This window comes from Kitasatospora sp. NPDC002227 (assembly GCF_040296285.1).
In the GTDB taxonomy this organism is placed as follows: Bacteria; Actinomycetota; Actinomycetes; order Streptomycetales; family Streptomycetaceae; genus Kitasatospora.
In genome coordinates, this window is the sequence record NZ_JBEOWY010000006.1 from 227,336 (window position 1) to 239,863 (window position 12,528).

Genomic DNA, 12,528 nt, shown 5'->3' on the forward strand with positions numbered 1-12,528 from the left:
CCCGTGCCGCTGACACCGACGGCTCGGCACTCCCCCTCCCCTTCCAAGGTACCGCGCGCCGGGGGGCTTGCGGCAAGGCCCCCCGGGAGGCGCACAATCGTCGCTCCGAGGCCGTTGACCTGCGAAAACGGGAGCGATGAAGATGCGTGTGGTGCTGACGACGTGGGGTTCGCGCGGGGACGTCGAGCCGCTGGCCGCGCTGGCGGTCGCGCTGCGCGGCGAGGGCGCGCAGGCGGTGGTGTGCGCCCCGCCGGACGAGGAGTTCGCCGCGCTGCTCGAGCGGGCCGGGGTGCCGCTGGTGCCGTTCGGCCCGTCGGTGCGCTCGATCGTGGCGGGCCCGAAGCCGCCGGACGCGAAGGCCGCGTTCAAACTCGCGCCCGAACTGGTCGCCGCCCGGTTCGAGGTGCTCGGCCGGGAGGCCGAGGGGGCCGACGTGCTGCTTGCCACCGGCCTGATGCCGGCCGGCGCCCGGGACGTGGCCGAACACCTGGGCCTGCGCTACGTGCCGGCCTGCTTCCACGTGTTCGGACTGCCCTCGCGGCACTTCCGCCCCGGCGCCCGCCCGGGCACCCCCTCCCCGGCGGAGGAGACCGACCTGCGGGTGCTGTGGGAGCAGGACGCCCAGCGGGTCGACGGCCTGTACGGCCCGGCCCTCAATGCCCACCGGGCGGCGCTCGGCCTGGCGCCGGTGGTGAACGTGCGCGACCACGTGCTCACCCGGCGCCCCTGGCTGGCGGCCGATCCGGTGCTCTGCCCCAGCGAGGGCATGACCGAGCTCGAGCCGGTGCAGACCGGCGCCTGGGTGCTGCCCGACCACCGTCCGCTCCCCGCCGAGCTGGCCGCCTTCCTCGACGCGGGCGAGCCGCCGGTCTACGTCGGCTTCGGCAGCATGGCCGCGCACACCCCGGCGGGCATCGCCGAGGCGGCCATCGGCGCGGCCCGGGCGCACGGGCGCCGGGTGGTGCTGGCCCGCGGCTGGGCCGGCCTGACCGCCGAGGCGGCGGACTGCCTGGTCGTCGGCGAGGTCAACCAGCAGGCGCTGTTCCCACGGGTGGCCGCCGTCGTGCACCACGGCGGGGCCGGCACCACGACCACCGCCGCCCGGGCCGGGACACCCCAGGTGATCGTCCCGCACATCGCCGACCAGCCCTACTGGGGCAGCCGGATCACCGAACTCGGCATCGGGGCGGTCGCCTCCGGCCTCGACCTGCTCCCCACCGCGCTCACCGAGGCCCTCGCGCCGGAGGTGCTCGACCGGGCCCGGGCCGTCGCCGGGACGGTCCGGGGTGACGGCGCCGAGGTGGCGGCGAAACTGCTGCTGAGTTCTGAGTACTGATACTCAGTCGGCTGGCGGTGCGTAGAGGGGAGGATGGGGCCACCGCTCACGAAAGGGTCCCGTCCATGCTCAGCCGGATCGCCAGCGCGCTGGTGCCCGCCCTCGGCCGCCTGTCCGTCACCACCGAGACGCCGGGCCCGGTCGCCCCCGGCAGCATCGTGCTGGCCAACCACAGCTCGCTCGCCGACCCGGGCGTGGTGCTGGCCGCACTGCGGCGGCTCGGCACCGAGCCGGTGGTGCTGGCCACCGCCGGGCTGTGGCGGATCCCCGTGCTCGGCGCGGCACTTCGGCGCGGCGGGCACATCCCCGTCCACCGGGGGACGGCCCGGGCGGCCGAGGCGCTCGACCTCGCGGCGGCGGCCCTCGCGGACGGCCGGGTCGTGCTGATCTACGGCGAGGGCCGCCTGCCCCGACGGCGGGACTCCGGTGACACCGCCCCCACCCCCTTCCGCACCGGCCCGGCCCGCCTCGCGGCCGCCGCCGGCGCCCCGGTCGTCCCGCTCGGCCAGTGCGGCGCCCGCCGCCTCAGCTCCGGCAGCACCACCAAACAACTCGCCGGCCTCGCCACCGCCCCCCTGCGCCGCCCCACCCTCCACGTCCACCTCGGCACCCCCCTCCACCTCCCGCCGGACATCGCCGAGGCCACGGCAGCCGCCCACCGGGCCGTCACCACCGCCTGGCACGAGGCCGAGGTGCGAGCAGGCCGACCGGCGTCAGTATGATCATCGCTCCATCGAGAGGAGTGGCATGTTCGCGGGGCTGTTGGGCGGAGGAAAGAAGCGGGACCTTCAGCGTGCCGACGAACTACGTCTGGCAGGCATTCGGTTCGCGGCGGACGAGAGTTGGGAGCAGGCTGAGCAGGCCTGCCGTCAGGCGGCCGAGCTGCGCACCGCCCGGCTCGGCGCCGAAGCCCCGCTGACCCTGCAGGCCCGCGGCGAGTGGGCGCAAACGCTCCCGCGACTGGGCCGCCGGGACGAGGCCGTGGCCGAGTTCCGAGACTTGGTGCGGCACTGTCCGGCCGTTATGGGTGAGGACCAAGCGATCACCTGCGAGGCGCGGATCTGCCTCGCCAACCTGCTTCTCGAGCAGGGCAGCCCCGAGGAGGCCTTGAGCCTCCTCCTGGCCGTGCTGGGCCGTCGTGCCGCTCCCGACAAGTTCGCCCTGAAGGCCTGGGACACCAAGCTCCGGGTGTGGTCCGCCCTGGGCCGCCACCGCGAGGCCGCCGATGAGGCGCTGGAGCTGCGGGCACAGTACGCCCGGGTCCACGGCGATGACCACATCTTGACGCTGAGGGCCGGGGCCAACCGGGTCCAGAACCTGGTCCACCTCGGCGAGTACGAGCAGGCCGAGTGCGAGTGCGATGAGCTCATCGAGCTGCACGAAGGGAAGGACCTGTTTTGGCAGGCTGTCACGAACGCCCGCGTCCTGGCACTCAACGGGCTCGGCCGCCACGAGCGGGCCGAGGCCACTGCAAGAGCCGCGCTGGAGCAACTGCCGAAGGTGAGCTGGCCCGGCAGCGACATGCGCGTCACCCTGACGCTCGGTCTGGCCCGCAGCCTCTCCGGCAGCGGTCGTGGTGAGGAGGCCTTGGCCGCCGCCGAAGCCAGGGCGGAGTTCCAGCGCGAGGCAGACCGCCGGGTCGCCCTCGCCGCACCGGTCGCCACCGTCACCGCGCAGGTGCTGCTCGGGCTCGGCCGCCTGGCCGAGGCCGAGGCCGAGGCACGGCAGGCGGCCGACCTCGCCGAGGCCCACCTCACCCCGCGTCACCACGCCACCCTGGAAGCCGAAACCACCCTCGGCAGCGTCCTCGCCGCCCAGGGCCGGAGCGCCGAGGCGGCGGAGCAGCTCACCCGCTGCGCCGCCGCCTGGCGTGAGTACTTCGGCCCCCGGCACCCCCGTACCGTCGCCGCCGAGGCGGAACTCGCCGCGCTGGGGTAGAGCTCAGTGGAGCTGCTTCTGGTCGAAGGTGTGGGGGACGGGCAGGGTGTGCCAGCGGTCGATCGGCCAGGCGACCACGAAGGCGCGGCCGACCACGTCGCTGACGGGGACGAAGCCGCCGCTCGGCTCGGCCGTGTGGAAGCGCGAGTCGGCGGAGTCGTTGCGGTGGTCGCCCATCACCCACAGGTGGTCCTTGGGCACGGTGACGGTGCCGGCCGGGTGGTCGTTGCACGGGGTGGCACCGGGGTAGATGTACGGCTCGTCCAGCGGCACGCCGTTGACCTTCACCGGGCTGCCGCTGTCGCACTGCACGGTGTCGCCGCCGACCGCGATCACCCGCTTGATCAGGTCCTTCTCGTCCGAGGACGGCCTCAGCCCGACCGCGGTCAGCGCCTCGCCGATCCCGTCCAGGACGGCGTTGCCCGGCTTCTTCTTCGGATCGTCGCCCAGCCAGTTCGCCGGATCGTGGAAGACCACCACCTCACCGCGCTCCGGGGTGGCGCCGAACCAGGGGGTGAGCTTGTCCACCAGGACGCGGTCGCCGCGCTCCAGTGTCGGCTGCATCGAGTCGGAGGGGATGGAGAACGCCTGCACGAAGAAGGTCTTGATGACCAGTGAGAGCAGCAGCGCCACCACCACCAGGATCGGCAGCTCCTGCCAGAACGGCCGCTTCTTCGTCGTCTTGGAGTCCTTGGCGTCCTTGGCGTCCTTCTCGTCCATCGACTCCTTCGGCGCCTCCGCCGCCTCCGTCGCGGCCTCCTCGGCCGTGTCCTCGGTGCTCATCTCTACTGCTCCCCCTGGATGATTGGTTGGCGGGGAGCCGCGCCCCCGCCCACTGCTAACGAACGAAGGTTCCCGGGCCGAGGGGCCGTCAGGTCAGACCAGCTGCTCCAGGGTGCCGGTGTGCAGCTCGCCGAAGCGGCCGCCCTCGCCCTGGTACGTCCAGAAGACCCGGACCGTCATGGCGCCCAGGTCCATCACGTGGCTGACGGTGATGCCGCTCGCCTCCGTCCAGCTGACGAACCAGATCTGCGGGGCGACCTGGGCGACGTGCAGCGAGACGTCCTCCCACTGGCCGGCCGACTCGCCCAGGCCCTCCCAGCGCAGCCGGGTGCCGTCGGCGGAGTAGGCGTTGCGGAAGGCCGCGCCGTTGTCGACCTGGAACAGGTAGGTGTGTCCGGCGAAGCCAGGCAGGGGCGCGGTCATCTTCGGGCGGTCCTCGTCTCGGGCAGTGGGTGAGCGGCGGTACGGCGTGCTTCGGTGCGGCGTCGGCCGACACACCGGGCACCAACTTATCCGAACCGGCTGACCGGGCGCGGCTCCATTTCGCTTGCTGCTGAACGCGGCGGCGCTCCCGTACGTACCGGTAGGGGGAGGGCGCGCGGCCGACCGGCCGCGTGGACTCGAACCACCTGGGAGGAGAGATGCTCCGCACGATGGCGGCCGGCCTCCTGAGTCTGCTGCTGGCCCTCGGCGGCGCGGGCGCGGCCTTCGCGGCAGCCAACCCGAGCGGCCACGGGCAGCCGAACCAGACCTGCCTCAGTTCCAGTGCGCCGAACGAGCCCGGCCACGCGTCCGGCTCCCCGGGCTCGGCCTTCAACGAGACCGGCCCCGGCACCGGCGGCGCGGCGTACAGCAAGGCGGGCGCGCCGTCCCAGTACGACGTCGCCTGCTACCAGGTCAGCCAGCCGCACTGACGGACCACCCGCTCGACCGCCCCGGGCGGCTCGGCCGCCCGGGGCCCGGTGTGAGGTGCGTCGCTTCGGGGGCGAAGTTCTTGGCCGTGCTCAGCCACCCTGCTTACCGTTCACAAGTCGTCCGCGTCGTGCGGACCCCGTCGTCGGGACGCCGAATCCCACCCATCCGACGCCGGGTACTCGAGCAGGAGAAGAGCGGGCGGGAGCGGGGGAACCAGGTAAGTCGCCGATGCCCCCTGCCCTGCCACCCCGCAGGTGCCGGACGGGCCCGGCTAGGGGTGAAGCCGCTCCACAGGCGGCCGGGCTACCCGTGTGCCCGAACCCGACAGCTCACCTCGCAGGCGTTCACAGGGCTGACCAACATGCGCATATCCGTGACCCCTGCCCGCATCGGCGCCGCCGCCGGTGTCGCGGCCCTCGTGGCCGTCCCGCTCGCCGGCCAGGCCCAGGCCGCCGTCGGCGTGACCCAGGACCGGCTGACCCCGGCCTCGATGGCCGCCGGCCAGGCCGCCTCCGCCGGTCTGACCGTGCACTCCACCTCCTGCTTCACCGCGAAGACCCTCGGCGTGGGCATCCGCGACGCGGCGGGCCGCAACCTGGACTTCCCCGGGTCGGCCTCCAACGTGCGGATCTGCCCGAGCGGCGTCTCGATCACGACCGGCGCGCGCACCCTCCCGGCCGGGACGTACACCCAGTTCGGCTTCTGGCAGGACCTCTCGGGCGGCTGGCACAACCTCGCCTCCCGGACCCTGACCGTCGGCTCCTCGGTCACGCCGACGCCCACCCCGACCCCGAAGCCGACCCCCACGCCGACTCCGACCCCCACCCCGACGCCCACGCCGTCGCCGACCACCGGTTCGCCCGTGCCGGGCAAGGCGCTGACCTGGTCGGACGAGTTCAACAGCAGCGTCGACGGCAACCGCTGGGCGAGCAACACGAGCACCTCGTACCGCTACGGCAACCACAACCCGGACGACAACAAGCTCGACTGGCTGAACCCGAACAACGTGAGCGTGGCCAACGGGGTGGCCACCTTCACCGCGAACCCCTCCAGCCACACCCTGGAGAACGGCAAGCAGGCCTGGGACACCGGCCTCCTCACCACCGAGGGCACGAAGGAGGGCTTCCAGGTCAAGACCGGCGACTACGCCGAGACCCGGGTCAAGCTGCCCGCCGGCTCCGGTGCCTGGCCGGCGCTGTGGACCTGGAAGAACGGCAACGGGGAGATCGACTCGTTCGAGTACCACCCCGACAACCCGAACCTGCTGGAGCTCACCAACCACGTGAAGTCGGGTTCGAAGTACTACACCGACGCGAGCGCGATCAACAAGGACCAGTGGGTCACCATCGGCACCTACTACGGCGCCAAATCGGTGGACTGGTACGTCAACGGGGTGAAGGTCTTCTCCGACGGCACCGGTGTCGGTTCGAACTGGTCCGCGTACGTGATCCTGAACCTCTCGGTCGGGGCCGGGCAGTACCACCCGGCCCCCTCCGGCTCGGCCCCGATCACCATGCAGGCCGACTACGTGCGGGTGTACCGCTGACGGTCAGCTCACCGTCAGGGTGAACGGCGTTTCGTTGTTGCGCGGGTTGTGGTCGTCCAGACTGAAGACCCGTACGTGCCCCTCGGCCTTCGTGCCGGGGGGCACGTCTGCGTCAACGGCCACCGGGACGAGGGCGGTCGCCGTCCGGTAACGCGCGAGGCCGGGGCCGAAGGTGCAGCGCACCATGTGCGGGTAGGTGGAGCAGGTGGCGGGGAAGGTCGGGGTCAGCAAGGTGAACCCGCCGGGCACGTCCACCTCGACGGTGAAGGGGGAAGCCGTGGTGTCCGGCCCGTCGTTGGCCACGAAGGCGTGGACCACCGTCTCGCCGCCTGGGGTCGTCGCGTCCGGATCGATCCGGACCACCTCGAGGTCGGAGTCCGACGGGAGGACCCGCGCCCCCGCCGGGCCGGCGCCCAGCGCCGCCAGGGCCAGTGCCGCCGCTGCCGCCATCGCCAAACGGACCATGCCGTTCACCTTTCACAGAAGGTATTCGATCGACTACCCAATGTAGCGGCGTACGCTGGTTCGTGTCCGGTTTTTCGGCAGATCGTCGGAGGTGGGCGAGATGGGCGGACAGGTGCTGAGCGAGGTCAGTGCGGTCGTGGCGAACGACCGGGAGGCCGAGCTGGTCACGTCGTACCGGGAGCTGATCGCCGGCCCGCTGCCGGACGGGCTGGTCCGCACCGAGCTGCTGCGCGGTGCGGACGGGGTGTGGCGGATCCAGAGCCTCTGGCGGGACAAGGCGGCCCTCGATGCCGTCCGGGCCAATCCGAAGCTGGCGGCGGCGCCCAAGCTGTTCCGGGACGTGGGTGCGGAGCCGCAGCTGTCGGTGTTCCAGGTGACGGCGACTCAGATCGGCGCCCTGATGGTCAGCTGACCTCCGCTCAGGGGGCCAGGACCTGACCGAGTCGGGTCGCGATGTGCCGCATCACGGGGACCAGCCCGGCGCTGCCGGTCTGCTCCTCCAGGGCCTGGATGCGGGCCTCCGGGCCGGAGACCGAGAGGGCGGTCGGGGTCGGCGCGCCCGGTACCGCGACGGCGATGCAGCGTACGCCGATCTCCTGCTCCTGGTCGTCCACCACGTACCCGCGCTCGCGGGCCACGGCGAGCTGGGCGAGCAGCTGGTCCGGGTCGGTCACCGTGTACGGGGTGTGCGACTGCAGCGGCTGGGGGCCGAGCACCGCGCGGGCCTCCTCCTCGGGCAGCTGCGCGAGCAGTGCCTTGCCGACGCCGGTGCAGTGCGGCTGCACCCGGCGGCCGACCTCGGTGAACATCCGCATCGAGCGCCGCGACTGCACCTGGCCGACGTACACCACCTCGCCGCCCTCCAGCACCGCCAGGTTGGCCGTCTCGCCGGTGGCCTCCATCAGCTCGGCCAGGTACGGCCGGGCCCAGCTGCCGAGCAGGCGGCCGGAGGTCTCGCCGAGGCGGATCAGCCGGGGACCCAGGGTGTACCGGCGGGCGGTGTCCTGGCGGACATAGCCCTGCTGCACGAGGGTACGAATCAGGCGGTGGATGGTCGGCATCGGCAGGCCGGAGACCGAGGAGAGCTCGCTGAGGGTGGCCACTCCGCCGGAGTCGGCCAGTGCCTCCAGGAGCTGGAAGGCGCGCTCGACGGACTGCACGCCGCCGGTGGTGCGGTCGCTGCCTGCGGGTGCGGAGGCGGGGGTGCTGGACACCGGCTTTCCCTTCGCTGTCGGAGGAGGGGTAGAGTCCCGGCGATCTCTCTCAACAAACCGTTGAAATTCTGTATCGCGGAAACTAGTCTCCACCTTACAGAACAGAACTCGCCAGTAGGTGGGTTCGGATCGAGGAAGTTCCCACCGGAGCTTCCTTCGCTGGCTCGAGAACCGTCCAAGGAGTGTCCTGCCCATGGCTGCAGATCAAGGACCCGGCGCCGCTGCCCCCGCCCCGGTCGTCACTGTCGCCGGTCCGCGCGTCCCCCGCGCCGAAGAGGTGCTCACCCCGGAGGCGGTCGCCTTCGTCGTGGGTCTGCACCGCGCCTTCGAAGGTCGTAGGCAGGAGCTCCTGGCCCGACGAAAGACCCGGCGCGCGGAGATCGCCGCCGCCGGCACCCTCGACTTCCTGCCCGAGACCGCTGACGTCCGGGCGGGCGACTGGAAGGTCGCCGAGGCGCCGCGCGCCCTGCAGGACCGCCGGGTGGAGATCACCGGCCCGACCGACCGCAAGATGGTGATCAACGCGCTCAACTCGGGCGCCAAGGTCTGGCTCGCCGACTTCGAGGACGCCACCGCCCCCACCTGGGAGAACGTGGTCAGTGGCCAGATCAACCTGATCGACGCCTACGAGGGCCGGATCGACTTCACCACCCCGGCCGGCAAGTCGTACGCCCTGAAGCCCGCCGCCGAGCTGGCCACCGTGGTGGTCCGCCCCCGCGGCTGGCACCTGGACGAGAACCACCTGCTGGTCGACGGCGTGCCGGTGGCCGGGGCCTTCTTCGACTTCGGCCTCTACTTCTTCCACAACGCCGCCCGGCTGCTCGCCCGCGGCGCCCAGGACCCCAACTCGGGCCCGTACTTCTACCTCCCGAAGACCGAGAGCCACCTCGAGGCGCGCCTCTGGAACGAGGTCTTCACCCACGCCCAGGCCGCCCTCGGCATCCCGCACGGCACCGTCCGGGCGACCGTCCTGATCGAGACCATCACCGCGGCCTTCGAGATGGACGAGATCCTCTACGAGCTGCGCGAGCACGCCGCCGGGCTCAACGCCGGCCGCTGGGACTACCTGTTCTCGATCGTCAAGAACTTCCGCGACGCGGGCGAGGCCTTCATTCTCCCGGACCGCAACAGCGTCACCATGGCCGCGCCGTTCATGGCCGCCTACACCCGTCTGCTCGTGCAGACCTGCCACAAGCGCGGCGCCCACGCGATCGGCGGCATGGCCGCCTTCATCCCCTCCCGGCGCGATGCGGAGATCAACGCCGTCGCGTTCGAGAAGGTCCGCACCGACAAGGACCGCGAGGCGGGCAACGGCTTCGACGGCTCCTGGGTCGCCCACCCGGACCTCGTCCCGGTGGCCCGCGCCTGCTTCGACGCCGTGCTGGGCGAGCGCCCGAACCAGAAGGACAACCCCGGCCCGACCGCACCCGTCACCCCCGCCGAGCTGCTCGACATCGCGGGCGCGGGCGGCAGCTGCACCGAGGCCGGTCTGCACAATGCCGTCCAGGTCGGCGTCCGGTACATCGAGGCCTGGCTGCGCGGCCTGGGCGCGGTCGGCATCTTCAACATGATGGAGGACGCCGCCACCGCCGAGATCTCGCGCTCGCAGATCTGGCAGTGGATCCACAACGGCGTGGTGCTCGCCGACACCGGTGAGAAGGCGACGGCCGAGCTGGTCCGCCGGCTGGTGGCCGAGGAGCTCGCCGCGCTGCGGGCCGAGCTGGGCGACGAGGCGTACGCCGGTGGGCGCTGGGCCGAGGCCGCCAGGCTGTTCGAGCAGGTCGCGCTCGCGGAGGACTTCGCGGACTTCCTCACCCTGCCCGCACTCGCCCTCCTGGGCTGACACCCAACCTATCCGTCGGACCAGCTCTCGCCGCCTGCCGCCTTGTCCTACTGGCGACGGCGATTGCTACGGTCCGTACGTCGCGGCCGGGTCACCCACTCGTGACCCGGCCTCCTGTCTGGAGCTTCTTCTGATGGCCCGTATCTTCTTCAACGGCCAGGCCATGGTCGGCGGCCCGTTCCACGCCTCCGTCGCCGACGCCCTGGTCGGCCCGGTCACCACCGCCCCCGGCTACCGCTTCTTCTCCATCCGCGACGTCTGCCCCGGCCTGTGGCCCGACCCCACCGTGGACACCGCCGTCGAGGGCGAGCTCTACGACATCACGCTCGAGCACCTGCGCGACGTGATCCTCCCCGGCGAGCCCCGCGAGCTCGAACTGGGCGTCATCGAGCTGGCCGACGGCACGCCGTGCCTGTCGATGCTCCTCGCCCGGGGCGAGCTGGAGACCGGCGCCCACCGCGAGATCACCACCTTCGGCGGCTGGCGCGCCTACCTCGCCACCCTGGGCCGCACGGCCTGAGGGCGCTCAGCGGAAGACCGGGTCCGAGAGGTCCAGTCGCAGCAGGTTCCGCCACTCGTTGGTGAAGACGGCGTCCGTGCCCTCGTAGCGCACGCCGACGAACGGGTTGGAACTGAACATCACGGCGATCCACCGCAGCGTCCGGTCCTCGCCGGTACGGGCGAGGAAGCCGATGTTGCCCATCCCGCCGCCCCCGCCGAACAGCGACCCCGATCCGTCCGGCAGGGCACTCTCGAACCAGACGTCAGCCTCGTCGAAGCCGTCCTCCGCGACGGCCCACGCCACCTCGAGCGGGCCGCCGACCCGGAACGGGATCGGCTGCCCGGCATCCGGGTGGTACGCCCCCGGCCCCGGCACGTCCAGGTCCAGCGCGGTGTCGTCCGCCCGGTACAGCCCGGTGCAGAGCGGCATCCGCCCGGCCGCCCAGAGCCGCTCGACCACGCCCAAGGCTCAGCCCCCCACAGCAGGGATGAAGGCGGGGTCGATTCCCAGCGCGGTGACGCCCTCGCGGACGGTGCGGTCGAAACGTCCGAGCTCGGCCACCAGAACGTCCCAGGGGACGGGCGCGGTCCAGAAGTCCGGGGTGAGGACGGAGCCCACCCGCCAGCCGGCGTCGGAGCGCACGATGCGGATGAGGCCGTCCTCGGCCACGCCGGACTTCATCCGGAAGTCCTCCTGGCCGCCCCCCGGGCTCCGCAGCCAGTGCGCCAGCTCGTACGCCAGCTCGGCCACGGGGAACGCCACCTCGGACCACACCTCCCGGCCCTGCTCCCGGACGGAGAGGTCGGCCTCGATGTCGATGAGCAGCACCTCCAGGGGCGCCTCCTGCGGGGTGAGACCGCGCCGGGGCAGGTCCGGCATCCCGAAGTTCCGGCAGATGAACTGCACCGCTGCGCCTCCGACCCGACCCCGGCCACCAGAATGCGGACCACTCTATCGAGCGGAGGTCGCGCTGCTGAGCCGCTCAGGCCTCGCGGCGGGCCCTGGCGGCGAGAAAGGGCGGGAGGCCGGTGCGTTGCGGCTGCCGGAACTGGTCCGGCTCATGGGCCTGCTGACGGAGGGTTGTTGACAGACGGATCAAGGGGACGCGATTCTCGCTCCACCAGTGAAGTGAGGTGGGGGATGCGCGGCGCCGGCCACGCCGGGGCGGGAGCGGGCCGGAGGGTCGGCCCGCGGGTGGCGGTGTTCGTGGCGGCGGCGGTCGATGCCGTCGGTACCGGGATGTTCCTGCCGATGGCGTTGCTGTTCCAGATCCGGGTGGTCGGGCTGACGGCGTCGACGGCGGGGGCGGTGACCGCCGTGGCGACCCTGGTCTCGTTGGCGGTCCCGGCCCTGGTGGGTGCCCTGGTCGACCGGACCGGGGCGCGGCGGATGGTGATCGCCGCGTTCGCCGTCCAGGGGCTGGGCACGGCAGGCCTGCTAGCCGCGCACGGCAGCGCCGCGGCGCTCGCCGCCACCCTGGCCGCGGCGGCGGGGCAGCGGGCGTTCTGGGCGTCGCTGTTCACCCTGCTGGGGGACGTCGCGGGGCCGGTGGCGAAGGAGCAGGTGTTCGCCACCGCGGGCATGATGCAGTCGGCCGGTGCGACCGTCGGCGCGCTGGCGGCCGGGCCGCTGATGGCGGTGGGGTCGGTCGGCAGCTACCGGTTCGTCGTGGCCCTGAACGCGGTGAGCTTCCTGGGCGGGGTGCTGGTCGTGATGTTCGGCGTGCCGCCGCAGCGGCCGGTCCGGGCCGCCCCGGCGGCGGCCGCGGGCTTCCGGCAGGTGCTGGCCGACCGCGGCTTCCTGACGCTGATGGCCGCCTACACCTCGATCACCTTCACCGTCGCGCTCTGCACGGTCGTGGCGCCGGTGTTCGTGATCGACGTCCTGCACCTGCCCGGCTGGCAGCCGTCACTGCTGCTCGGCTCGGTCACCCTGGCCACCGCGACCCTGCGGGGCCGCGCCGTGACCCTGCTGCGCCGGCGCAGC

At 72.6% G+C, this 12,528-nt stretch carries 15 protein-coding genes and 1 riboswitch; of the genes, 9 read left to right on the forward strand and 6 right to left on the reverse strand.

From position 1 onward, the window contains the following. Positions 1–142 precede the first annotated feature (142 nt). The 3 genes from ABT095_RS08235 to ABT095_RS08245 all read left to right on the forward strand — a co-directional run bounded on the left by ABT095_RS08235 (position 143) and on the right by ABT095_RS08245 (position 3,274). Positions 143–1,336 (forward strand): glycosyltransferase, encoded by a 1,194-nt coding sequence (locus tag ABT095_RS08235; protein ID WP_350528514.1) that lies wholly within the window; start codon positions 143–145, stop codon positions 1,334–1,336. 65 nt (positions 1,337–1,401) lie between these two features. Continuing rightward, positions 1,402–2,058, forward strand: a complete 657-nt coding sequence (locus ABT095_RS08240) for a 1-acyl-sn-glycerol-3-phosphate acyltransferase (protein ID WP_350528492.1) — start codon at positions 1,402–1,404, stop codon at positions 2,056–2,058. Between the two features lie 25 nt (positions 2,059–2,083). Further along, positions 2,084–3,274: a tetratricopeptide repeat protein gene (locus ABT095_RS08245; RefSeq protein ID WP_350528493.1), complete on the forward strand. Its 1,191-nt coding sequence runs from the start codon at positions 2,084–2,086 to the stop codon at positions 3,272–3,274. Positions 3,275–3,277: 3 nt separating this feature from the next. Here ABT095_RS08245 and lepB read toward each other — a convergent pair whose 3' ends face one another. Together lepB and ABT095_RS08255 are read right to left on the reverse strand one after the other, a co-directional pair. Beyond that, positions 3,278–4,057 (reverse strand): signal peptidase I, encoded by a 780-nt coding sequence (gene lepB, locus ABT095_RS08250; RefSeq protein WP_502884836.1) that lies wholly within the window; start codon positions 4,055–4,057, stop codon positions 3,278–3,280. A gap of 93 nt (positions 4,058–4,150) precedes the next feature. Next, positions 4,151–4,480: a MoaF-related domain-containing protein gene (locus ABT095_RS08255; RefSeq protein ID WP_350528494.1), complete on the reverse strand. Its 330-nt coding sequence runs from the start codon at positions 4,478–4,480 to the stop codon at positions 4,151–4,153. A 218-nt stretch (positions 4,481–4,698) separates the two neighbouring features. Between ABT095_RS08255 and ABT095_RS08260 the strand changes: the two genes are divergently transcribed. Together ABT095_RS08260 and ABT095_RS08265 are read left to right on the forward strand one after the other, a co-directional pair. Continuing rightward, the gene (locus ABT095_RS08260; RefSeq protein ID WP_350528495.1) at positions 4,699–4,971 is read left to right on the forward strand and encodes a hypothetical protein; all 273 of its coding nucleotides are present in this window, start codon (positions 4,699–4,701) and stop codon (positions 4,969–4,971) included. A gap of 160 nt (positions 4,972–5,131) precedes the next feature. Next, positions 5,132–5,331, forward strand: a riboswitch (cyclic di-AMP (ydaO/yuaA leader). Positions 5,332–5,333: 2 nt separating this feature from the next. Continuing rightward, the gene (locus tag ABT095_RS08265; protein WP_350528496.1) at positions 5,334–6,518 is read left to right on the forward strand and encodes a glycoside hydrolase family 16 protein; all 1,185 of its coding nucleotides are present in this window, start codon (positions 5,334–5,336) and stop codon (positions 6,516–6,518) included. A 3-nt stretch (positions 6,519–6,521) separates the two neighbouring features. On the opposite strand, the gene ABT095_RS08270 is transcribed toward ABT095_RS08265, so the two are convergent. Then, positions 6,522–6,983 (reverse strand): hypothetical protein, encoded by a 462-nt coding sequence (locus ABT095_RS08270; protein ID WP_350528497.1) that lies wholly within the window; start codon positions 6,981–6,983, stop codon positions 6,522–6,524. Between the two features lie 100 nt (positions 6,984–7,083). Between ABT095_RS08270 and ABT095_RS08275 the strand changes: the two genes are divergently transcribed. Then, positions 7,084–7,395, forward strand: coding sequence for an antibiotic biosynthesis monooxygenase family protein (locus ABT095_RS08275; protein WP_350528498.1), 312 nt, complete (start codon positions 7,084–7,086; stop codon positions 7,393–7,395). A gap of 7 nt (positions 7,396–7,402) precedes the next feature. On the opposite strand, the gene ABT095_RS08280 is transcribed toward ABT095_RS08275, so the two are convergent. Beyond that, entirely contained in the window at positions 7,403–8,197 is a 795-nt protein-coding gene (locus ABT095_RS08280; protein ID WP_350528499.1) for an IclR family transcriptional regulator, read from the reverse strand. Positions 8,198–8,390: 193 nt separating this feature from the next. On the opposite strand from ABT095_RS08280, the gene aceB reads away from it, so the two are divergent. Together aceB and ABT095_RS08290 are read left to right on the forward strand one after the other, a co-directional pair. Beyond that, positions 8,391–10,040, forward strand: a complete 1,650-nt coding sequence (gene aceB, locus ABT095_RS08285) for a malate synthase A (RefSeq protein WP_350528500.1) — start codon at positions 8,391–8,393, stop codon at positions 10,038–10,040. Between the two features lie 133 nt (positions 10,041–10,173). Beyond that, positions 10,174–10,560, forward strand: coding sequence for an allophanate hydrolase-related protein (locus ABT095_RS08290; RefSeq protein ID WP_350528501.1), 387 nt, complete (start codon positions 10,174–10,176; stop codon positions 10,558–10,560). Positions 10,561–10,566: 6 nt separating this feature from the next. Here the strand turns inward: ABT095_RS08290 and ABT095_RS08295 are convergent, their stop codons facing one another. After that, on the reverse strand, positions 10,567–11,001 hold the full coding sequence (locus tag ABT095_RS08295; RefSeq protein ID WP_350528516.1) for a hypothetical protein: 435 nt from the start codon (positions 10,999–11,001) through the stop codon (positions 10,567–10,569). A gap of 9 nt (positions 11,002–11,010) precedes the next feature. Further along, positions 11,011–11,448, reverse strand: coding sequence for a DUF7878 domain-containing protein (locus ABT095_RS08300; RefSeq protein ID WP_350528502.1), 438 nt, complete (start codon positions 11,446–11,448; stop codon positions 11,011–11,013). Positions 11,449–11,682: 234 nt separating this feature from the next. On the opposite strand from ABT095_RS08300, the gene ABT095_RS08305 reads away from it, so the two are divergent. Next, a partial coding sequence (locus tag ABT095_RS08305) for an MFS transporter (protein WP_350528503.1) occupies positions 11,683–12,528 on the forward strand: 846 nt, incomplete at its 3' end.